The following is a 21,764-nucleotide window of genomic DNA, read 5'->3' on the forward strand; positions in this document are numbered from 1 at the left end:
GGAATGATGCCATCTCCCGATAGCACTGGACATATCACCGCTCTCCGGCATCGGCGCATCGGTGGTGCATCGGTGCATGAACGGCGCGTCACAGGTCTGGCTGGCATGCTCACGCCCCGCTAAGCTCCGCAAACGTGGAGCTCGAAGTCAGGCACCTCCGCGCTTTGTGCGCGATTGCCGACACCGGCAGCGTGCACAAGGCGGCCCGCCAACTGGGCATGACGCAGCCCTCGTTGACCACCCAGCTCCGCCGGATCGAGCAGACCGTCGGCGGCCAGCTCTTCTCGCGCGAGCGCACCGGAAGCCGGCCCACGCCGCTGGGCCGCTCCGTGCTGAGCCGTGCGCGGCCGATAGTGGCCGAGATGTCCGCCCTGGTCAGTGAGGCGCGAGAGGCGGCGGGGCGGTCGAGCTGCGACGGTCCGCGGCTGCGCATCGGGAGTACGGGGAGCCGCGCGGTCTCCGGATGGCTCCGCCGCGTACGGGGGCGCCTGCCCGACACGGACACCACCATCCACATGGACGTGTCGGCCAACACGCTGCTGCGGATGGTCGCGGCGGGGCAGTTGGATGCGGTGTTCGTGCACGAGGTGGAGGGCGCGCCGCTGTGCTACCCCGAGGGGCTCGCGGTGCACGTGTTACTCGACCGGGAGCCGCAGTTCGTCGGGCTGCCCGCGCACCACCCCGCGGCCGCGCACAGCGAGGTCACGCTGCGCGAACTCGCCTCCGAGCGGTGGATGGTGGACCCCGCGGTGGACGGCGACTGGGCGGGACTGCGCCGGGTGTTCGCCGAGGCGGGGCTGTCGCCGCGTGTGGTGTTCGGCGACTATCTCGCCGCGGGCGACCTCGTCGCGGGCGGCGAAGTGGTCACGCCGTGCCAGCCCACGTCGCGGCCCCGCCCCGGGATGACCGTCCGGCCTTTGCGCGGAGACCCGCTGGCCGTGCGCCTTCTTCTGGTCACCAGGGCGGGAGCCGACCTGGACGTGCCCGCGCTCCTCGCCGACCTCAGCGCGGCGTACGAGGAGGTCGCCGGGGAGGCGGAGCACTATCGCGCGTGGCGCGCCTCACGCCTGACGAACGAACTCCACGAAGGTCCCCCACTGCGGGGCCCCGAACGAGAGCACGGCCCCCGCGTGCTTCTTTGAGTCCCGCACGTGGATGAGGCGTTCGCGTGGGGCGACCTCCACGCACTCGCCGCCTTCGCCGCTGCTGTGCGAGCTCTTCTGCCAGCCCGCGTACGAGGCTTCGAGGCACTGCCCGCCTTCGGACCCGCTGCGCGTGCTCTTGTGCCAGTCGAAGGCGGCTTCTACGCAGTCGCCGCCTTCCGGGCCGCTGTAGCTGCTCTTGAACCAGGTCAGTTTGTGAGCGTGCGTGGTGTCTTCGGCGTTCATAGCTCTCCCAGCAACTGCTCGATGAAGCCCAGCGACTCACGTGGGGTGAGCGCCTGTGCGCGGATGATGCCGTATCGGTTGGCGATGGAGCGGACCTCTTCTCGTGCCGTGACCGTTGTACTGCGGCCTTGGCCCTCCATGTAAGCGACCTGGTCGCCCCTTTCGGGCTGAGCAGACTGAACGGGCCGCCCATGCCTGCGTTGTCCTCCAGAGCCAGTGGTACGACCTGGATCTCCACGTTGGGGTTGCCGCCCACGAGGAGCAGATGCTCCAACTGGCCTCGCAGCACGTGGGGCCCGCCGAGTGGCCGCCTCAGGACGGACTCGTCAATGACGAAGCTCAACGTTGGGGCAGGGCGCCTGGTGAAGATGCTTTGCCGCTCCATGCGAGCAGACAGCCGTTCTTCGACCACCTCGTCGCTCGGCAACGGGCGGGCCATGCCGAGGAGCGCCCGGGCGTACTCCTCGGTCTGCAACAGCCCTTTCACCACGAGGGTGTCGTAGGAATGCAGCTCGACTGCTGACGCCTCGATCTTCACCACATCGCGGAAGAACGCGGGGTAGCGCGCCCGCGCTACCTCCTCCTTCATCGCGATGAGGACGCCGTTCGCCCCCAACACGCGATCCAAGGCCTCGATCATTTCTGGCTTGGCGATCCTGCGTCCGCGTTCCACCGAAGCCACCAAGTCGGCGCTGTAGCCGATTTGGGAACCCAGGTGCGCCTGGGTCCAGCCCAGCCGCTCGCGCAGCAACTTCACTTGGCGTCCGAAGCACCGCAAGAAGGTGCCGGATGTTCCATCCTCGACGTGTGCCACGAGTTCCTCCACTCGCTGGGCGGTCGTACCCCCACGGCGAGGTAACGACCGACACTCCGGCCAGCACACCCGTCGTACCGGTACAGCTCCACTCCGTACCCCGGACCCTGCTGGTCAGCGTAGGGACCGCAGGTCAGGCTCGTGGCCGTGACCACAGAAACGCGGCGCTTCTCCATGCGCTTCACGTCCACCCCGCGCGGCGCGCGCCTCGCGCGGCGGCTCGTGGCCCAGCGGCTGGCCGAGTGGGGGCACCCCTACGGCTCGGACACCCACGACACGGCCACCCTCATCGCCGGCGAGCTCGCCGCCAACGCCGTACGCCACGGCCACGTACGAGGCCGCGACTTCCGCCTCGCCCTCGCGGCGCAACCCGGCACCGTACGCGTCGAAGTCACCGACACACGGGGCGAGTCGACCCCCGTACGCAGGGACGGCGGGCCGGACGCGGAGTCGGGCCGCGGGCTGCTCCTGGTCTCCCGGCTCGCGTGCCGCTGGGCCGTGACGTCCGCTGGACCCGGCGCACCGGGCAAGACCGTGTGGGCTGAGGTGTCCACACCCGTGGCACAGGCGTGATCACTCCGGAAGCCACACCTCCTCCAGGTTCTCCCGTATGTCCTCGGGTCGGGACACCCGGAAGACCGAGACCTCCAACGGCTCGTCCGCGAGCGGGAGATGCAGGCCGCAGGCGATCAGGTCGAGATACGCGCTCCAGTCCAGACGGTCCGGATCGGCGAAGTCGAAGTCGAAGTCGACACGAGGCCGCGCGGGATCGTCGCCGCACGCCCGCAGCGCCTCCGCCGGATCGCCCGCGACCGTCATCTCGTCCCAGCCCTCCACGCTCACCGGCGGCGCGCCGGGGACATGCGCGAGGTACTTCGCGTACGTAAGGGAGAAGTCCATCTCGCACGCGGCCGTTATCCGCGCCTCGGGATGCGCCTTGACCTGCGCGTCGAAGACCGGGTCGAGGTTGAACGACGCGGTCCCGTCCTCCCCGAACGCGGGGTCGTGGATCTGCACGACCCCGCCCCAGCACCCGACGGCGACGCAATCCAGATCCCCGGGCTCCGAAGGAGAACCCAGATCACCCCGCGCGACCTGCGGCAACTCTTCCAACACCGCGGAGACAGTGGAGAGTTCGCCTATCACCTCTCGCGCGCGAGCCGAGTCGTGCGCGGGGACGCCGCCGACGGTCCGGGGCGTGACGTGGGCCGGTGGCGGCGGGTGCACGCGGGTGATTCGCGTGACGCTGTGGGTGCAGGCGAGGGCGAGGTCGAGGCTCATGCGTCCGAGCCTAGGCGAGCCCACTGACAACGGCGGGGCGCCCGACGGCTGGACAACGATTGGGACGCGAGTGGCCAACAACCGGTCATGAGGCGCGAGTTGAGGAACTACTCTGCTCACTTGGCAGTGTCATGTCACGGGGGCCCACTGCCGCATCTGTCTCGCATGCCCCCATGGACAAGGGACAGGACAGTTGAGACCCATACGTTCCCGCGTGAGGGCGCGCCTGGCCGCGGCGGCCGCCGCAGCAGCCGCCGCGTGCCTCGCGTTCACCGGACTGCCGGCGCTGACCGACCAGGCCGGAGCCGCGCCCAGGCCGCCGAACCCCGGCGTGCCGTGCCGCGACTACTACAAGCTCGCCGACGACCTCGACGCGATCGCCCAGCTCCCCGAGTTCGACGCCTCGCGCGCCAAGTCCCGCTGGGACACGTACGAGTACGAGAACCCGGGCAAGAAGTGGGACGGCCTCCAGGCGCCCTCGGCCGACGACGTGAAGCGGCTGGAGAACCTGGAGAAGCAGCCGCCGAAGTCCAAGCCCGTCGACCGCGTCTACTGGACGTGGCTCCAGGCCAGGAAGAAGAACCCCAACGCCTGGGGCGACTTCACGTACTGGCGGGACATCCGGCTGATCAAGAACGCCGGGAACACCCCGCGCGGCAAGGCGTTCGAGAAGAAGGTCATCAAGGACCACGGCCTGGTCGGCGACGACTGGATCTGCCAGAAGGAGTTCGACTTCCGCGACCCCGACACCGGGCGCACCGAGCGGCGCCAGATGGACGCCTACAACCGGCGTACGGGGCAGATGCTGGAGATCAAGTCCAACGGCCACCCGGACCCCAAGCAGGTACCCGGTGACATCGCCTGGTCGAAGGACCCCAAGCACCGCGACAAGAGCCTGAAGTACGTGTTCGCCGAGAAGCAGGAGAAGCCGGCGCGCGACCACCTGGCCGAGCTCAGGCGGAACGCGGGCGGCAACAGGGTCACCGAGTACAACTACCGCACGCGCAAGATTGAGAAGGCTCCGACCGGCGGCGTGCGCTACACCTCCAACACCATGCAGCCGCCCGGCAGCAAGGGGACGGTCGGCGGCGGCGCCTCGGACCTGATCCGCGAATCGCGGCCGAACCCGAAGCAGATGAAGGAGTTCCTCGACCGCAAGAACGCGGCCGATCCCCGCAGGCTCCAGCCCAAGGGCCCCGGCGGCGTGGACTTCTCGACCCTGGAGCTGCGGTACGTCGGCAAGCCGCAGAAGGGCAAGGGGCTCGACTACAGCTTCTCCGCCAAGGAGGACCCCACGGAGCAGTCCGGATGGGGCGGGCAGGCCAAGTCGCGGCTGCTCAACGACGCCTTCTTCACCTGGCTCGCGCTGACGCCCGACAAGTTCTGGGTGAACCTCAACCCGGACCAGCCGGACAAGATCATGGACGCGCGGTTCGGGAAGACCGACGCCGGCCGGGTCCTGCTCGAATCCGACATGGAGCTCAAGAAGGACTACGCCGACGCGCTCAACCCCAACAAGCGGCCCGAGGCGGACGCGTACTGGAAGTCCCTGCCGCGCAACGACAAGGGCCAGCCGTGCTGGTTCCCGGTGCGGAACTGGATCGAGCCGGACACCGCCGTGGTCCGCGAGGAGAACGGCGGGATCCACATCCTCGACACCCCGCTCAAGGTGAAGACCCAGTACATGAAGTTCGACAACATGCCGGGCACCTACACCTGCGACTTCGACGAGGCGGAGAAGCGGCGCACCGAGGACAAGCTCAACACCCTGATCACGCCCGAGGTGGAGAAGCGGGTGAACAACGACCCGCGCTACGCGGACCTGCGCAGGGTCTACACCGCGCGCGTCGCCGCCGAGTTCATCCGCAAGCAGGACGCGGCCTCGCCGACCGACTACCGCAAGATCATCAACAGCAATGACGTCAGCGCCTGGCCGCTGCGCGCCCCGCACCAGGACTGGACGAGGGAGCAGGTCTACCGGACCTATCTCAAGTCCCTGCGGAACGGCGAGGCACACTGGGAGCACGACGCCGGGGGCGGCCCGTACACGTACAGCGTCGGCGGCGTCGACTTCTCCAAGCAGCCGAAGCGGAACATGAACTCGCTGCGGTTCAAGGCCGAGCACCGCTATCTCCCGCGCGAGACGCAGACCTCGGTCCGCACCCTCACCGACAACACCAAGGACGACGACGCCAACCTCCTGCTGCTGGGCGGCAACACCGCGCAGAAGGACACCGGAGGCGGTGGCGACGACGGGGGCGGTGACGGCGGCGACGACAACGGGGGAGACCCGAAGCCCACGCCCACCCCGACGCCGAGCGCACCGGACGACCAGCCCACCGACGGGCCCTCGGACAAGCCCACCGACAAGCCCACGGACCACCCGGGCAAGCCGGACCCGACGCCTCCGGCGACCGGGAGCCCGCAGCCCGCGCCGCACGGTCCCGGCGGTCCCGAGGACCCGGGCGGCGACCTGGCCGACACCGGCTCGCACGCGCCGGTCGGGCTGATCTCCGCGATCGCGGCCACTCTCGCGGCGGCCGGCGGCGGCCTGGTCTGGTGGAAGCGGCGCCGGACGGCGGGCGCCCGCCAGTAGAAGCCCGACGCGACCGTACGAACGCGGCCCCGCACCCTCGGAACTCCGGGGTGCGGGGCCGTCGTTGACACGGCACCGGCGAGAAAAGCCCGGTGCGGGCCGGTGGAGCGGATGCCAGGATGCCGCACATGACGGAAATCCGGATCCGCAGCGCCCACACCGCCGACCTCGACGCCGCCGTGCTGAAGGCCGCGCGGTCGCTGCTGGACGACGTGTTCGAGGGCGGGTTCAGCGACGACGACTGGGACCACGCGCTGGGCGGCATGCACGTGCTGGCGTGGCAGGGCGACGCGCTCGTCGGCCACGCCGCCGTCGTACAGCGGCGGTTGACCACCCGCGGACGCGCCCTGCGCACCGGGTACGTCGAGGCCGTCGGCGTACGCGACGACCTCCAGGGGCGCGGCATCGGCGCCGCGCTGATGGCCGAGGTCGAGCGCCTCGTGCGCGGCGGATACGAACTCGGGGCGCTCTGCGCCTCCGAGGAGGCCATCGACTTCTATCTCGGCCGCGGCTGGCAGCGCTGGAGCGGCCCGAACTCCGCCCTCATGCCGGACGGGCCCGAAGCCACCGACGAGGAGGTCTTCGTCCTGCCGGTCGCGCCGGGCCTCGTGCCGGAGGGCCCGCTGGCCTGCGACTTCCGCAACGGCGACGTGTGGTGAGCGAGGTGTGATGAGCCCGCAGGAGGCGGCTCAGCGCTTCTGGCAGCGCGGGCACCAGAAGAGGTTCCGCGCCGCGAGCTCGGCCGTCCGCACCTCGGTGCCGCACACATGGCAGGGGCGGCCGTCACGGCGGTAGACGTAGACCTCCCCGCCGTGGTCGTCCACGCGCGGGGCCCGGCCCATGGCCTCGGGGGTGTGCTCGGGGCGCACAGTGTCGATGCGGTTCAGGCGCACGCCCTCGCGCATCAGGTCCACCAGGTCGCCCCAGATCAGCTCCCATTCGGAGCGGTCGAGGTCGCGGCCGGCGCGGTACGGGTCGAGGCCGTGCCGGAACAGCACCTCGGCCCGGTACACATTGCCGACCCCGGCGACGATCTTCTGGTCCATGAGCAGGGCCGCGATGGTGGTGCGGCTCCGGGAGATCCGCTCCCAGGCCCGCTCGGGCTCCGCGTCGGCGCGCAGCGGATCGGGGCCGAGCCGCTCGCGTACGGCCTCCCGCTCGGGGTCGGTGATCAGCTCGCAGCGGGTGGGGCCGCGCAGGTCCGCGTACCCCTCCTCGTTCGCCAGCCGCAGCCGCACCTGCCCGACGGGTGCGGGCGCAGGCCCCTCGCCGAAGCCGAACTTCCCGTACAGACCGAGGTGTACGTGCACCCAGCCGACCGGCCCGAAACCCAGGAACAGGTGCTTGCCGTGCGCCTCGGCGCCGGTCATCTCCTGGCCGTCGACCAGCGCGGCGCCGTCGGAGAACTTCCCCTGCGGACTGGACGCGCGAACGGACCGGCCGCCGAACCACTCCTCGTGGTCGGCGGCCAGCCGGTGAATCGTGTGCCCCTCCGGCATCAGTCCTGCTGGGGGTGGTGCTCAGGGATGGGGGGAAGGGTGCCGGCGGTCTCGTACAGCGAGAGCATGTCGATGCGGCGCTGGTGCCGCTCGCCCTCGGAGAAGGCCGTGTTCAGGAAGGTCTCCACGAACTTCACGGCCTCGTCCGTGGTGTGCATGCGCGCGCCGACGCTGACCACGTTGGCGTTGTTGTGCTCGCGGCCCAGCGCCGCGGTCTCCTCGCTCCAGGCCAGGGCGCAGCGCACGCCCTTCACCTTGTTCGCGGCGATCTGCTCGCCGTTGCCGGAGCCGCCGATGACGATGCCGAGCGAGGTGTCGTCCGCCGCGGTGCGCTCGGCGGCGCGCAGGCAGAACGGCGGGTAGTCGTCCTCCGCGTCATAGATGTGCGGCCCGCAGTCGACGGGCTCGTGCCCGGCGGCCTGCAGCCACTCGACGAGATGGTTCTTGAGTTCGAATCCGGCATGATCAGAGCCGAGGTACACGCGCATGCAGCCGAGTGTATGACGCACGCCGAGCCGCCCTGCGGGCGAGTCGTCCGCCGCGTGGTTGCGGGCTTCGCTCCCGTACGAGGTTGTGGGCCACCCGGCTCCGCCCGCTTCCCCTCCCCACCGAGGTGTGGGCAATCGTTCCGCCCGAGGGGCGAGGGGGGTACCTCCCTGCTCCGAGCGAAGCCGAGGAGCTTGGGGGAGGGTGGGCACACCGGAACCGCAGCCCCCCACCCCTCGCGCCCAGCACGCAAACGGGGCCCGGGGCGAAGCCCCGAACCCCGTCGCGAAGCGAAAGCGGCGTCAGCCGCGACGCCCGGCGAGCCGCCACGCAGTGGGCAGCGCCCCCATGGCGAGCACGGCCTTCAGCGCGTCACCGATCAGGAAGGGCACGAGCCCCGCGACGACAGCCTGCGAAAGCGACATCCCCGTGGCGAACGCCAGGTAGGGAACGCCGATCGCGTAGATCAAAGAAAGCCCGAGCACCATGGTCCCCGCGGTCCGCAGGACACCCCGATCACCCCCACGCCGCGCCAGCGCCCCCACAGCGACAGAGGCCAGCAGCATGCCCAGCACGTAACCGAAGGAGGGCGCACCCATCCCGGAGCCGCCCTCGGCGAACCACGGCATGCCGGCCATCCCGGCCAGCGCGTACAGCGCGAGGGAGAGGAAGCCGCGCGAGGCCCCGAGCCCCGCCCCGACCAGCAGCGCGGCGAAGGTCTGCCCGGTGACCGGCACCGGCGATCCCGGCACCGGCAGTGCTATCTGCGCGGCCACCCCGGTGAGCGCGGCACCTCCGGCGACCAGCGCGGCGTCCCGTACGCGGGCGCGGGCCGGCGATCCGGCGGCGGGCAGCAGGTCGGCGAGTACCGCGCCGGGGCGCGGAGTGGCGGCGGACGTGAGGGCGCTCATGCGGGGCGACTCCCTGTCATACGACGTGGGTACGGGGACCGTTCGACGCTAGCCCACGTGGCCGGTGGTGGAGGCGTGACTTTGGCGACAAAGCGCGGCGGCCACCCTTGGTGAGACCCCGACAGGCCGTCCGTGAGGATCACGTCCGTATGCCGGAACGTTATGACCGGCTATTGAAGTGGTGTGCGCGGCTGGTGGAGGCTGTCCCATCGGAAAATGAAGTGACCGCAACAAACCCTGCCTCCCCCACCGAGAAACGGTCCAGTCATGACGCGTACTGAGCTGTCCGACGTTCCACCACCACAGGAACCGCAGAGCAACGGCCCGTCACCGGGACGCAACGCTCTCTCGCACGGTCTCAAACAGCGTCATCTCTCCATGATCGCGCTGGGCGGCGTGATCGGGGCCGGTCTCTTCGTCGGCTCCGGCAAGGGCGTCGCCGCCGCCGGCCCGGCGATCGTGCTCGCGTACGCGGCCTCCGGGCTGCTCGTGATGCTCGTGATGCGCATGCTCGGCGAGATGTCAGCGGCCAACCCGGCCTCGGGCTCCTTCTCCGTGCACGCCGAGCGCGCGATGGGGAAGTGGGCCGGCTTCACCGCGGGCTGGATCTACTGGGTGCTGCTGTGCGTGGCCATCGCCACCGAGTCCACCGCAGCCGCCGACATCCTCACGAGCTGGATGCCGGGGACCGAGAAGTGGATGTGGGTCCTGCTCACCATGGCCCTCTTCTGCGGCTCCAACCTGATCGCGGTGAAGAACTTCGGTGAGTCGGAGTTCTGGTTCGCCTCGCTGAAGATCTTCGCGATCACCGCGTTCCTGGTGCTGGGCGTGCTCGCGATCATCGGGGTGCTGCCGGGCACGGAGGCCCCGGGCTCCAGCAACCTCACCGGTCAGGGCGGCTTCTTCCCGAACGGCGCCAACGGCCTCGTGCTCGGCCTGCTCGCCTCGGTCTTCGCGTACGGCGGCCTGGAGACGGTGACCATCGCCGCCGCCGAGTCGGAGAACCCGGTGAAGTCCGTGGCCAAGGCCGTGCGCACCGCGGTCTGGCGCATCGGCGTCTTCTACGTGGGCTCGATGCTGGTGATCGTCACGCTGATCCCGTGGGACGACAAGACCGTCGCTGACGGCCCGTACGCCGCCGTGCTGGACCACATCGGCATCCCCGCCGCCGCGCAGGTCATGAACATCGTGGTGCTGGTCGCCCTGCTCTCCGCGATGAACGCCAACATCTACGGCGCCTCGCGCATGTCCTACTCCCTCATCCAGCGCGGCGAGGGCCCCGCCTTCATGGGCCGGGTCAGCGCCTCCGGGGTGCCCCGCTGGACCGTCGTGGCGTCCTCCTGCTTCGGCTTCTTCGCGGTGCTGCTCAACTTCTGGTGGCCGGACACCGTGTTCCTGTGGCTGCTGAACATGGTCGGCGCCGCGACCCTCGTGGTCTGGGGCTTCATCTCGCTCAGCCAGCTCATCCTGCGGCGCCGCCTGGAGCGCGAGGCCCCCGAGAAGCTCGTCGTGAAGATGTGGGGCTTCCCGTGGCTCACCGGGCTGGCCATCCTCGGCATCATCGCCGTGCTGGTCATGATGCTGACCGAGAAGGACACCAGCCAGCAGCTCGCCGCGACCGCCGTGCTCACCGTGGTGCTCTCGGTGGTCGGCGTGGTGCGCCAGAAGCTCGCGCCGCGACGCGCCGAGCCGGACGCGGAGACGCACAGCGTGTGACCGGGAAGGACTGACCGGCACGCGGTCAACGCTTAAGGCGGGGCGGCCCCTTGGGGAGGGGCCGCCCCGCCTTCGTATGTTCTCTTGCTGCTACGTTCTTTCTGCAAGTAATGTGCAATAGCGGAGGAGAGAGCACAGTGGCTACCTACACACTTCCGGAATTGCCCTACGACTACGCCGAGCTGGCGCCGGTCATCAGCCCCGAGATCATCGAGCTGCACCACGACAAGCACCACGCGGCTTACGTGAAGGGTGCGAACGACACCCTGGAGCAGCTCGCCGAGGCCCGGGACAAGGAGCAGTGGGGTGCCATCAACGGGCTGGAGAAGAACCTCGCCTTCCACCTGTCGGGGCACATCCTGCACAGCATCTACTGGCACAACATGTCCGGCGACGGCGGCGGCGAGCCGCTGGAGAAGGACGGCACCGGCGAGCTGGCCGACGCGATCGCGGAGTCCTTCGGCTCCTTCGCCGGCTTCAAGGCCCAGATGACCAAGGCCTCGGCCACCACCCAGGGCTCAGGCTGGGGCGTCCTCGCCTACGAGCCGGTCACGGGCCGCCTGATCGTCGAGCAGATCTACGACCACCAGGGCAACGTCGGCCAGGGCAGCGTCCCGATCCTGGTCTTCGACGCCTGGGAGCACGCCTTCTACCTGCAGTACAAGAACCAGAAGGTGGACTTCATCGAGGCCATGTGGCGGGTCGTCAACTGGCAGGACGTCGCGAAGCGTTACACCGCCGCGAAGGAGCGCGCCAACAACCTGCTGCTGGCGCCGTAACGCGCGCACGCTCCTGTCCTCGTGATCGTCTTCTCACCTTTCGCGGCGGACAGGGAACAGAGGGAGGGCCCCGTACGGACGTGACGTACGGGGCCCTCCTGCGTACCGCCGCATGGCAGCGGCCCGGTGCCTCAGTCGAAGGCCGGCGGCTCCGTGCGGGTGCGCTTGAGCTCGTAGAAGCCCGGCGTCGAGGCGACCAGCAGGGTGCCGTCCCACAGCCTGGCCGCCGCCTCGCCCTTCGGCGCGGGGGTGACCACGGGGCCGAAGAAGGCCGTCTGGCCGCCCTCGGCGCCCGGCACCGCGATCACCGGGGTGCCGACCTCCTGCCCGACCAGGTCGATGCCCTCCTTGTGGGAGGCGCGCAGCCGGCCGTCGTACGCCTCGGACTCGGCGGCGTCGGCGAGTTCGACGGGGAGGCCGGCCTTCTCCAGCGCCTCGACGTACGTCTCCCGGGTCCGCTCCTTCTTCTCCAGGTGGAAGAGGGTGCCCAGCGCGGTGTAGAGCGGCCCCAGGACCTCGGGCCCGTGCTTCTGCTCGGCCGCGATGCACACCCGGACCGGGCCCCAGGCGGTGGACAGCAGCTCCCGGTAGCTCTCGGGGAGTTCGTCGAGCCTGTCCTCGTTCAGCACGGCGAGGCTCATCACGTGCCAGCGGACCTCGACGGGCCTGACCTTCTCCACCTCCAGCATCCAGCGGGACGTTATCCAGGCCCAGGGGCACAGCGGGTCGAACCAGAAGTCAGCGGGAGTCTTCGCAGCCTGCTCGGCCATGGTCGCGTTCTCCTCGTCAAGGGTGGTGACGGGTGCGGATGGAACGGGGAACGCGTGCGCGGCCACGGCAATTCCCCGGTACTCGTTGTCTGTACCGCATGCGATGCTGACGAACGGCGTCCGACATGCGATACCGAGACGCGATACGAGACGTTCGAGACGAGGGAGTGGCGTCGTGCCCGGAGAGAACCTGACCCGTGACGAGGCCCGGCGACGGGCGGGCCTGCTGACCGTCGACGGGTACGAGGTGGCGCTCGACCTGAGGTCGGCGACCGCGCCACCGCCGGCGACCGGGCCGCGCACCTTCCGCTCGACCACCACGATCCGCTTCCGCTGCGCCGAGCCGGGCGCGTCCACCTTCGCCGACCTGATCGCCCCTCAGGTCCACTCGGTGACCCTGAACGGCCGCTCGCTGAACGTCGACGCGGTCTTCGACGGCGCCCGCATCGCCCTGGACGACCTGCAGGCGGAGAACGAGCTGACGGTCGACGCCGCCTGCGCCTACAGCCGCACCGGCGAGGGCCTGCACCACTTCCTCGACCCCGAGGACGGCCTCACCTATCTCTACACGCAGTACGAACCGGCGGACGCGCGCCGCGTCTTCGCCAATTTCGAGCAGCCCGACCTGAAGGCCCCGTTCGACTTCACCGTGACCGCGCCGGCCGACTGGCTGGTGCTCAGCAACGGCGTGGAGGAGGGCGAGCCGCGGCTGATCGACGAGGGCGCCGCCGCCATCCGCCGGTTCGCCAGGACCCGCCCCATCTCGACGTACATCACCGCCGTCGTCGCCGGGCCCTACCACTACGTCACCGACGTCTACCGCCGCACCTTCGAGGACGGCACCGAGCTCGAAGTGCCGCTCGGCGCGCTCTGCCGCAAGGGCCTGGCCCGGTATTTCGACGCGGACGACATCTTCACGATCACCAAGCAGGGCCTGGACTTCTTCCACGACCACTTCGCCTATCCGTATCCCTTCGGGAAGTACGACCAGGCCTTCGTCCCCGAATACAACATCGGCGCGATGGAGAACCCGGGCTGCGTCACCTTCCGCGAGGAGTTCGTCTTCCGCGGCAAGGTCACCGACGCGTCGTACGAGGGCCGGGCGAACGTCATCCTGCACGAGATGGCGCACATGTGGTTCGGCGACCTGGTGACCATGGAGTGGTGGGACGACCTGTGGCTCAAGGAGTCCTTCGCCGACTTCATGGGCGCCTTCGCGCTGGTCGGCGCCACCCGATTCAAGGACGGCTGGATCACCTTCGCCAACCGCCGCAAGTCCTGGGCCTACAGGGCGGACCAGCTTCCCTCCACCCACCCGGTCACCGCGGACATCGGCGACCTGGAGGACGCCAAGCTCAACTTCGACGGCATCACCTACGCCAAGGGCGCCAGCGTCCTCAAGCAGCTCGTCGCGTATGTGGGCCAGGACGCCTTCCTGGAGGGCGCCCGCCGCTATTTCCGCCGCCACGAGTACGGCAACACCACCCTCGCCGACCTGCTGTCCGTGCTGGAGGAGACCTCGGGCCGCGACATGGCGGAGTGGTCGGGCGCCTGGCTCCAGACCGCGGGCGTCAACTCCCTCACCCCGCAGGTCACCTGCGACGCCGAGGGCCGCGTGACGGAGCTCGCCGTGCTCCAGGAGGCTCCGGCTGCGTCTGATCAGCCGACTCCGTCGGCGGGGCACCCGACCCTGCGCCCGCACCGCGTCGCCGTCGGCCTCTACCGCCGCGAGGAGCCGGACGGCCGCCTGACGCGGTACGCACGCGCCGAGGCCGACGTCACCGGCGCCCGCACGGTGATCCGCGAGCTCGCGGGGGAGCGCCGCCCCGAGCTGGTCCTGGTCAACGACGAGGACCTCACCTACTGCAAGACCCGCTTCGACGAGACCTCGCTCGCCGCGCTCCGCTCGGGCATCGGCACCCTCGCCGACCCGCTCTCGCGCGCCCTGTGCTGGTCGGCGGTGTGGAATCTGACCCGCGACGGCCTGATGCCCGCGCGCGACTTCCTCGACATGGTGCTGCGCTTCGCCGGTGACGAGACGGACATCGGCGTGCTCCAGATGCTGCACACCTGGTCCCGCACGGCCGTCACCCACTACGCCGCGCCGCAGTGGCGCGAGGAGGGCGAACGGCAGCTCGCCGAGGGCGCGGTGAGCCGGCTGCGGGCCGCCGAGCCCGGGAGCGGCCACCAGCTCGCGTGGGCCCGCTTCTTCGCCGGGGTCGCGGTGCGCGAGCAGGACCTGCGGCTGCTGAGCGGTCTTCTGGAGGGCACGGCCCGCATCGACGGCCTGGAGATCGACCAGGAGCTGCGCTGGACCCTCCTGGAGACCCTCACCGCACAGGGCGCCGCCGATGAGACCGCGGTCCGCGCCGAGCTGGCCCGCGACGACACCGCGTCGGGCAAGCGCCACGAGACCCGCTGCCTGGCCTCCCGCCCGCTCGCCGCGGTCAAGGCGCAGACCTGGGCCTCGGTCGTGGAGTCCGACGCGCTGTCCAACGCCATGGTGGAGGCCAGCATCTCCGGCTTCGCGCAGTCCGGCAGCGAGCAGCGCGAGCTCACCGCCCCGTATGCGAAGCGGTACTTCGAGGTGCTGGAGGACGTCTGGCAGTCCCGCTCCATCGAGATCGGCATGGCCATCGTGCGCGGCCTCTATCCGATGCTCCAGTCCGACCAGGCCACCCTGGACGAGACCGACGCCTGGCTCACGGCGCACCACGACGCGCCCCCGGCCCTGCGCCGCCTCGTCCTGGAGTCCCGCGACGACCTGGCCCGCGCCCTGCGGGCCCAGCGCTGCGACGCGACGGCCTCGGCTTCGCACTGAGCGAGTACGCCGCCTCGCACTGATCCCGGTACGGCCTCGTACCGACCCCGTACGGAGCGGCCCCGGCACACATCGCGTGCCGGGGCCGCCCCCGTAGCCGGGCCCTCGGAAACCCGGCCCTCAACCCCTCAGAACCCGTGCGGCAGCCACGGCGCCACCGCCCCCGCGAAGGCCGCCGACGCCTCGGCCACCGCGCCGCCGCGCAGCTCCCTTACCCGGCCCGCCATCGCCAGCGACAGCAGCGACTCGCCGCCCAGATACGCCGCGCCCAACTCCCGTACGGACAGCGCCAGATCGGGCCGCCCCGTGGTCCGCTCGCACACCGCGCCCTTGGCGTCCCCGCTGAGCCGCCACCGGCCCGCGTTCCACGGGCAGAACGCGTCCTCCACGTCCAGCACCATGTCCACCGGCACGGCGTACGTACGGGCCGCCAGCGCGGCACCCACCTCAACGGGCCGCAGGAACATGCCGTCCCGCACCCGCATCCGGCACTTGCGCACGTCGCTCACCAGGTGCGCCAGCGGATCGTCCACGGGGCGGTTCGGCGACCGCAGCACCGTGGTCAGATCGACCCCGCCGAGATAGCGCCACAGCTCCGCGTACGCCACCGGGTCCAGCGCCTCCAGGTCGCGCAGCAGCACCTCGCCGCACGGCACGCCCCACGTGTCGGAGGCGTCCTTCATCGCGTACCGCGCATAGCCCACCGTCTCCCCGTCCCGCTCCGCCAGCACGCAGCGCAGCGGCGAGGCGCCCTCGCGCTCCTGCTCGGGGTCGAGCAACGGCCAGCGCTCCCAGCCCGGTTGGCGCGCCAGCATGCCGGGGCGTCCCGGGACGCGGCGTGCGTAGACGGCCTCGCACCGCTCCAGTACGGAGGAGGGGTCGTCCACCACCCGCAAATTCACCGCATCGCCGTCCGGCACCTCGAAACGCGTACGGGACGTGTCGATCTCCACGCCCATCTGCCGCGTGGCCAGGCCGTACCCGAACCGGCCGTAGATCTCCGGCTCCGAGGCGGTCAGCACCGCCAGCGGCTCGGCCCCCGCCTCGCGGACGTCGTCGAGCTGCCGCCGCATCATGGACCGCAGGATCCCGCGCCGCCGGTGCGTCGCCGTCACATGCACCATGGTCACGCCCGCGGCCGGCACAGCCGAGCCGCCTGGCACCGTCACGCGGAAGCTGGAGGCGCTCGCGCTGCCGACCACCGCGCCGCCGTCCCACACCGCGAGGGAGCGGTCCACTTCGGTCAGCTCGCGGATCAACTCCCGTTCCTCGCGCGACTCCACACCGCCGAAGGCCGCCACCAGCCTGTCCGACCAGGTGTCCCACTCGTGCGCCCGGAGCACCCGGGGTTCCGTCGTCATGTGCCCCTCCCTAGCAGGGCGTGCATGGACGGGCGAACGATTTCTGCAGCGCAGTTCGAGCCCCGCGCAGGTCCAACTGCCCCTGCACGTGCGGCTGCACGCCCGCCGCGCCGAACCCGTCTCCGGGAATCGACGCGCCGCCGAAGCGCTGGATAAGGTCCCGCACCATGACGGTACGTCGGCCGGGCCTGACCCCCACGGCGACCCGGCTGCACAGGGCCTACAAGGCGCTGCACCGGGTCCGCGTCTCCGTGCGCAGGTCGGCGGTCGACTACTTCCGCGGCGGCGCCTCCGACCTGCTGGCCCTGATCGCCCTGCTCATGGCGGTGCCCGCGCTGACCCTGGCCACCTTGTGGATGCCGCTCTGGTTCGCGCCCGAGGCCCTGGTGCTCCCGATCATCGCGGGCGGCCTGCTGCTCCGCCCCGCGAGCCTGATCACGCTGTACGCGGCCGCCGCCGTCGCCATCGTCGTGGAGACCGCTCTGCTCGGCCCGTACGAGGACGGCGCGGGCCGGGTGACCCCCGGCACGGTGCTGGTGGTGGCGGCGGCGGGGATCTCCGGGCTGCTCGTGGCGCAGTTCCGCAGCCGGGTCGGTGTGCCCTGGCGGCGCGGCGGCACCATGCTCTTCGACCTGCGCGAGCGCATCAGGGTGCAGAGCAAGCTGCCCCGGCTGCCGCGCGGATGGCACCGCGAGATGTCTCTGCGCCCGGCGGGCGGGCAATCCTTTTCCGGGGACTTCGTGGTCGGTGCGCGCACCGGGGCCGACGAGCGGACCGTCGAGGTCGTGCTGACCGACGTCTCGGGCAAGGGCATGGACGCGGCCTCCCGCGCCCTGCTGCTGTCCGGCGCCTTCGGCGGCCTGCTGGGCTCGCTGCCCCCGCACGCCTTCCTGCCCGCGGCCAACGCGTACCTGCTGCGCCAGGACTGGGAGGAGGGCTTCGCCACCTCCGTACACCTCGTACTCGACCTGGACACCGGCGACTACGAGCTGTATTCGGCCGGACACGTCCCCGCCGTGCAGCGCGACGCGGGCAGCGGGAAGTGGGAGGAGAAGGCCGCGGAGGGCCCGCTGCTGGGGGTGTACGACGGCGCGCGGTTCGACCCCGTGAAGGGGCGGCTGCGCCCCGGCGACGTGCTGATGCTCTTCACCGACGGCCTGGTGGAGACCGCCCAGCGCGAACTCTCCGACGGCATCGACCGGTTGACCGGGGAGGCCGACCGCTATGTGGCCTCCGGCTTCCACGGCGCGGCCTGGCACCTCATCGAGTCGGTCGCGCGCGATGTGAACGACGACAGGGCGCTGCTGCTGCTCTCGCGGGACTGATGTTCTCCCGGGACTGATGCTCTCGCGGGGCTGGTGTTCTCCCGGGCCCGAGGGCGCGGCCGGGCCGGGAGCCTGTTCGATCATGCTCCGCTGACCTGCGGCGTTCCCACGGCAGGTATCCTGTCCGCGGCCCGGATACGGGCAGCAGTCCGAAAGCAGCCTGACGGCGAGCCGCAGCGAGCAGAGGAGGTGGCCGGTGATGCGCACGGAGCCTCCCAGTCGACCATCCCGCACCGTTGCCGTGCGGCGCCGCCGCCGAGGGACCCCGGACACTCGCTAGACACCCGGCGTCCCCGCCCCGGGCGCGCACGGCGCGTACACCTGTGACCGCCACCGCTCAGCGCCCGCGAGGACTCCGCCATGACGCACTCCCAGCTTCCCGACCAGCTCCCCGGCGACTTCCCCGCCGACCTCCAGGCCGCACTGTCCCGGCACGATCTGCGCGACGCCCAGCACTGGCTGGGCGAGCACCCGCCGCACCTGATCGCGGACGAGCTGGCCCGGATGGACACGGTGGACGCGGTCGTCGCCTTCCGGCTGCTCGACAAGGACCAGGCGACCGACGTCTTCGAGGAGCTCGAACCGGTCGACCAGCGCGGCATCCTCATGGGCCTGCGCGACTCCGCCTTCCACGAACTGGTGGAGGAGCTGGACCCGGACGACCGCGTACGGATGCTCCGCGAGGCGCCGGCCAAGGTCGTCCAGCGCGTGCTCGCCGGCCTCAGCCCGCACGAGCGCAACGTCACCGCCGCGCTCCTCGGCTACCCCGAGGGGTCCGTGGGCCGCTACATGACCCCGCAGACCGTGCCGCTCAACCAGCAGCTCACCGTCGAGCAGGCCCTGGAGCGGGTACGCGCGCGCGGCGGCGACGCCGAGACCGTCTACACCCTTCCCGTCGTCGACTCCGGGCGCCGCCTGACCGGCATCGTGGAGCTGCGCGAACTCGTGCTGAGCGAGCCGGGCAACACGGTCGCCGACCTCGTCGTGACCGAGGCGCCCCGCGCGCACGCCACCGACCCGGCCGAGGACGCGGCCCGCCTGATGCGCGAGACCAACGTCCTCGACCTGCCCGTGGTGGACAGCGAGGACCGGCTCGTCGGCCTGCTCACCATCGACGACGCCGTCGAGGTCATCGAGGCGGCCGACACCGAGGACGTGGCACGCCAGTCGGGCTCGGCGCCGTGGGCCGGGCACTACATGGCCGCCACGGTCTGGCAGCTCGCCCGCTACCGCGTCGTCTGGCTCCTGCTCCTGCTCCTCGCCGCCTCGCTCACGGTCACCGTGACCCAGGTCTTCGAGGGCACCCTGGAGCAGGTCACCCAGCTCGCCATGTTCATCCCCCTGTTGATCGGCACCGGCGGCAACACCGGCGCCCAGGCGGCCACCGCTGCGGTGCGCGCGCTCGCCGTGGGCGAGGTACGGGGCTCCGACCTGCCCGCCGTGGTGTGGCGCGAGTGCCGGGTGGGCTTCGTGCTGGGCACCCTGCTGGCGCTGCTCGGGCTCGTGCTGGGCAGCCTGTTCGTCGGCCCGAAGATCGCCCTGGTGGTCGGGGTGGCGCTGGTGATCATCTGCGCCTGGGCCGCCACCGTGGGCGGCACCATGCCGCTGCTGGCCAAGCGCCTGCGCATCGACCCCGCGGTCGTCTCGGCCCCCATGGTCACCACCCTGGTCGACGCCACCGGCTTGATCATCTACTTTCTGACGGCCCGCGCGGTCCTGGGCATCTGAGCCGCCCGAGCGGTACGCGTACGAGGCCGGGGCACCGCGGGGGAGCACGGGCATACGAAAGCGGGGCCGGTGAATCACCGGCCCCGCTTTCGTACGCCCTGGCCTCAGCCCTGCTGGACGGCCTGCTCCTGCTGCTCGGCCTTCTGCTCGGCCTTCTTCTTCTGCTCGCGGCCGCGCGCCTGGTCCGCCGCGTCCTGCTTGAAGAACCACGCCATCTTCGGCTCCATCGCGAACCGGAACGCCCGCCGCACCGGCGCCGTGCACAGCACCGTCATCATCGCCGCCGCCAGCAGCGTGACCACGACCCGGCTCAGCGGATGGTCGATCCAGTCCACGTCGTACCAGCCGAACTCGCGCGAGGACTTGATCACGTACACGTGCAGCAGATACGCGTACAGCGTCCCGGCGCCGAGCGTGGTGAACCACATGTGCCGCCGCGGCACCCAGGACAGGAAGCACACCGTCATGACCAGCCCGCAGCCGAACAGCGCCAGGAACATCACGGCGCCGGCCCACGCGGGGGCGCCCAGGTCCTGGGACGCCTTGTCGTGCAGGAACCAGCCCTTGGACATCCGGGGCACGGCCCAGTACGCGAAGACCAGCGCGGCCAGCGTCACGGGCACCGCGGCCAGCCGCACCCTGGGCTGCTTGACCATCTCGAAGTGCTCCGGCCTGAGCTGGAGCCCGAGCACGAAGAACGGCAGGAAGGCCAGCACCCGCATCAGGTTCAGATCACTGCTGATCGTCGGCGTCACGCTCGCTGCCACCGCGATCGCCAGCGAGACCGGGAGGGGCCAGCGCAGGTTCTGCCAGACCGGCGTCGAGAGCCGCCACAGAAAGAGCGCGATCAGGAACCACAGCGCGAATCCCGGTTCCTGGAGGTGGAATTCGCGGTCCGGATCATCGGTCGCCCAGCGCATGAAGAAGGTGTACGCGACCTGAAAGATCACATAAGGCACCACGACCCCGGTGACCAGCCGCTGGATCTGCTTCGGCTTACCGGAGAAGCTGCGCGAGAGATAGCCGGAGATCAGGATGAACGCCGGCATGTGGAAGGTGTACAGCACGTAGTAGAGCGCTTCGGCCGTGCGGCTGTCGCTGCGGATCGGGTCCCACGCGTGTCCGATGCCGACGAGGACGATCGTCAGATACTTCGCGTTGTCCAGGAACGGATCGCGCGGCCTGCTCTTGCCGGCCGGCTTTCCCGCCGCCTGCTCCTGCGCCCCGGAGGGCGCGGCCGTCACCGCCGGCGCGTCCGCGCGCGCCCCGGAGGGGGAGTCCTGACGGGCCGGGGGAAGCGGAGCCCGCTCATAACCAGCGTGCAACATCTGCCGCACGATAGCGGGGAAACCTGTGCGGTGGAAATTGCCCCGGCAATATGGGCCAACTCTCCTGTGCCCGCAGGGGATATGCGTGACACATGGTTCGGCGAACGGGTCGACAAAGTGATTCATTACACGCCCCGAATGCCGAAGTTCAGCGTCGATGTCCGGGTTGAACAGGGCGAATGTCTCCGCCGCCCGTTCAACGTAATGTTCTGAGTGTCCGGTTGTGTCCTCCGGGGTGACCGGCACCACAAGGGGCGGCGGGAACCGCCGAATTCGCCGCGGCGTCCTCCACGGCGCCGCGTGCGCACGCTCCGCTCCGGCCTCCGCGAACTGCGCTCCGACCAGCCGGAATTCCGTACCGAATTCCCCGTGCACGCCCGGTCGCCGCGGCCCGTGGCCAGGACGGGGAGGGCGTGGGGGCAGCGCGGTCCGGCGTGCGCTGTGTGTACGGCAGCCCCCCGCGGGGGAGATAGCGCTCGTCCGGGCAGAGAGGCCGTCGGGGCACCGGGGCCCAGGACCGGGGATGCGTCACCAGGCGTTCACGGGAGGGGACTTGGTGGCACGATGGTGCCGGGCAGGGGGAGCGTACGGCTGCGATCCCCGGCCGGGTGTGGCGTTGCTACCGCGAGGGTGTGATCAGTTGTGGCCATTTCACTGTCAGTCGTGCTGCTGTTGCTAGTCATCCTGGTCGTGTTGATCCGCGGCGGCTCCCTCAAGGCGGGGCCCGCGATCGTCGCGGCGCTCTTCGGCTTCTTCCTCGCCTCGACGGGCATAGCGCCGTCCATCAACCGCTTCATGAGCTCGATAGCGGACACGATCAACCAGATCAACTTCTGACCGCGCGCCCGCGCACGCACACGGCCGCACGCGCAGAACGGCCGCGGGCCCGCGCCCCCCCGGGGGCCCGGCCGCCGGCCGGGGGGGGGGCGGCGCCCGGGCACGCAACCCCCGAGCGGGGTTT

The 21,764-nt window shown here is 70.8% G+C and carries 18 protein-coding genes and 1 pseudogene; 10 read left to right on the forward strand and 9 right to left on the reverse strand.

What is annotated here, in order from left to right; genetic code table 11:
* Nucleotides 1-134: 134 nt before the first annotated feature.
* A complete protein-coding gene (locus tag ABEE00_RS31315) occupies nucleotides 135-1,142 on the forward strand; it encodes a LysR family transcriptional regulator (protein WP_345749134.1) in 1,008 nt (335 codons plus the stop codon).
* Here the strand turns inward: ABEE00_RS31315 and ABEE00_RS31320 are convergent.
* Together ABEE00_RS31320 and ABEE00_RS31325 are read right to left on the reverse strand one after the other, a co-directional pair.
* Nucleotides 1,062-1,388, reverse strand: coding sequence for a DUF397 domain-containing protein (locus ABEE00_RS31320; RefSeq protein ID WP_345749135.1), 327 nt, complete (start codon nucleotides 1,386-1,388; stop codon nucleotides 1,062-1,064). The two genes, ABEE00_RS31315 and ABEE00_RS31320, sit on opposite strands and share 81 nt — an antisense overlap.
* Nucleotides 1,385-2,214 (reverse strand): annotated as a pseudogene (locus tag ABEE00_RS31325) (helix-turn-helix domain-containing protein). Before ABEE00_RS31325 ends, ABEE00_RS31320 begins: the two are co-directional and overlap by 4 nt.
* 135 nt (nucleotides 2,215-2,349) lie before the next feature.
* Here ABEE00_RS31325 and ABEE00_RS31330 point away from each other — a divergent pair.
* Nucleotides 2,350-2,775 carry an ATP-binding protein gene (locus tag ABEE00_RS31330; RefSeq protein WP_345749136.1) on the forward strand — a complete coding sequence of 142 codons (426 nt, stop codon included), beginning with the start codon at nucleotides 2,350-2,352 and terminating at the stop codon, nucleotides 2,773-2,775.
* Here the strand turns inward: ABEE00_RS31330 and ABEE00_RS31335 are convergent, their stop codons facing one another.
* Nucleotides 2,776-3,483 (reverse strand): DUF6333 family protein, encoded by a 708-nt coding sequence (locus ABEE00_RS31335; protein ID WP_345749137.1) that lies wholly within the window; start codon nucleotides 3,481-3,483, stop codon nucleotides 2,776-2,778.
* 214 nt (nucleotides 3,484-3,697) lie between these two features.
* Here ABEE00_RS31335 and ABEE00_RS31340 point away from each other — a divergent pair, with 214 nt between their 5' ends.
* Nucleotides 3,698-6,079 (forward strand): hypothetical protein, encoded by a 2,382-nt coding sequence (locus ABEE00_RS31340; RefSeq protein WP_345749138.1) that lies wholly within the window; start codon nucleotides 3,698-3,700, stop codon nucleotides 6,077-6,079.
* Nucleotides 6,080-6,198: 119 nt separating this feature from the next.
* Nucleotides 6,199-6,738: a GNAT family N-acetyltransferase gene (locus tag ABEE00_RS31345; protein WP_451918705.1), complete on the forward strand. Its 540-nt coding sequence runs from the start codon at nucleotides 6,199-6,201 to the stop codon at nucleotides 6,736-6,738.
* Between the two features lie 30 nt (nucleotides 6,739-6,768).
* Here the strand turns inward: ABEE00_RS31345 and ABEE00_RS31350 are convergent, their stop codons facing one another.
* The 3 genes from ABEE00_RS31350 to ABEE00_RS31360 form a co-directional block, all read right to left on the reverse strand.
* Nucleotides 6,769-7,578 (reverse strand): Fpg/Nei family DNA glycosylase, encoded by an 810-nt coding sequence (locus tag ABEE00_RS31350; RefSeq protein WP_345749140.1) that lies wholly within the window; start codon nucleotides 7,576-7,578, stop codon nucleotides 6,769-6,771.
* Nucleotides 7,578-8,066: a ribose-5-phosphate isomerase gene (locus tag ABEE00_RS31355; RefSeq protein ID WP_345749141.1), complete on the reverse strand. Its 489-nt coding sequence runs from the start codon at nucleotides 8,064-8,066 to the stop codon at nucleotides 7,578-7,580. Before ABEE00_RS31355 ends, ABEE00_RS31350 begins: the two co-directional genes overlap by 1 nt.
* A 300-nt stretch (nucleotides 8,067-8,366) precedes the next feature.
* A complete protein-coding gene (locus ABEE00_RS31360) occupies nucleotides 8,367-8,975 on the reverse strand; it encodes a biotin transporter BioY (RefSeq protein ID WP_345749142.1) in 609 nt (202 codons plus the stop codon).
* A gap of 267 nt (nucleotides 8,976-9,242) precedes the next feature.
* Between ABEE00_RS31360 and ABEE00_RS31365 the strand changes: the two genes are divergently transcribed.
* Together ABEE00_RS31365 and ABEE00_RS31370 are read left to right on the forward strand one after the other, a co-directional pair.
* Entirely contained in the window at nucleotides 9,243-10,691 is a 1,449-nt protein-coding gene (locus tag ABEE00_RS31365; protein ID WP_345749143.1) for an amino acid permease, read from the forward strand.
* Between the two features lie 137 nt (nucleotides 10,692-10,828).
* Entirely contained in the window at nucleotides 10,829-11,470 is a 642-nt protein-coding gene (locus ABEE00_RS31370) for a superoxide dismutase (RefSeq protein WP_345749144.1), read from the forward strand.
* Nucleotides 11,471-11,601: 131 nt separating this feature from the next.
* Here ABEE00_RS31370 and ABEE00_RS31375 read toward each other — a convergent pair whose 3' ends face one another.
* Nucleotides 11,602-12,240: a mycothiol-dependent nitroreductase Rv2466c family protein gene (locus ABEE00_RS31375; protein WP_345749145.1), complete on the reverse strand. Its 639-nt coding sequence runs from the start codon at nucleotides 12,238-12,240 to the stop codon at nucleotides 11,602-11,604.
* A 175-nt stretch (nucleotides 12,241-12,415) separates the two neighbouring features.
* On the opposite strand from ABEE00_RS31375, the gene pepN reads away from it, so the two are divergent.
* Nucleotides 12,416-15,061: an aminopeptidase N gene (gene pepN, locus ABEE00_RS31380; protein ID WP_345749146.1), complete on the forward strand. Its 2,646-nt coding sequence runs from the start codon at nucleotides 12,416-12,418 to the stop codon at nucleotides 15,059-15,061.
* A 128-nt stretch (nucleotides 15,062-15,189) separates the two neighbouring features.
* On the opposite strand, the gene ABEE00_RS31385 is transcribed toward pepN, so the two are convergent.
* A complete protein-coding gene (locus ABEE00_RS31385) occupies nucleotides 15,190-16,422 on the reverse strand; it encodes a GNAT family N-acetyltransferase (RefSeq protein WP_345749147.1) in 1,233 nt (410 codons plus the stop codon).
* Between the two features lie 167 nt (nucleotides 16,423-16,589).
* Here ABEE00_RS31385 and ABEE00_RS31390 point away from each other — a divergent pair, with 167 nt between their 5' ends.
* Together ABEE00_RS31390 and mgtE are read left to right on the forward strand one after the other, a co-directional pair.
* A complete protein-coding gene (locus ABEE00_RS31390) occupies nucleotides 16,590-17,747 on the forward strand; it encodes a PP2C family protein-serine/threonine phosphatase (protein WP_345749148.1) in 1,158 nt (385 codons plus the stop codon).
* 360 nt (nucleotides 17,748-18,107) lie between these two features.
* Entirely contained in the window at nucleotides 18,108-19,475 is a 1,368-nt protein-coding gene (gene mgtE / locus ABEE00_RS31395; protein ID WP_345749149.1) for a magnesium transporter, read from the forward strand.
* A gap of 104 nt (nucleotides 19,476-19,579) precedes the next feature.
* Here the strand turns inward: mgtE and ABEE00_RS31400 are convergent, their stop codons facing one another.
* The gene (locus ABEE00_RS31400; protein WP_345749150.1) at nucleotides 19,580-20,803 is read right to left on the reverse strand and encodes an acyltransferase family protein; all 1,224 of its coding nucleotides are present in this window, start codon (nucleotides 20,801-20,803) and stop codon (nucleotides 19,580-19,582) included.
* Nucleotides 20,804-21,445: 642 nt separating this feature from the next.
* Between ABEE00_RS31400 and ABEE00_RS31405 the strand changes: the two genes are divergently transcribed.
* On the forward strand, nucleotides 21,446-21,640 hold the full coding sequence (locus tag ABEE00_RS31405) for a hypothetical protein (RefSeq protein WP_345749151.1): 195 nt from the start codon (nucleotides 21,446-21,448) through the stop codon (nucleotides 21,638-21,640).
* Nucleotides 21,641-21,764 lie beyond the last annotated feature (124 nt).

This window comes from Streptomyces odontomachicola (genome assembly GCF_039605595.1).
GTDB lineage: Bacteria > Actinomycetota > Actinomycetes > Streptomycetales > Streptomycetaceae > Streptomyces.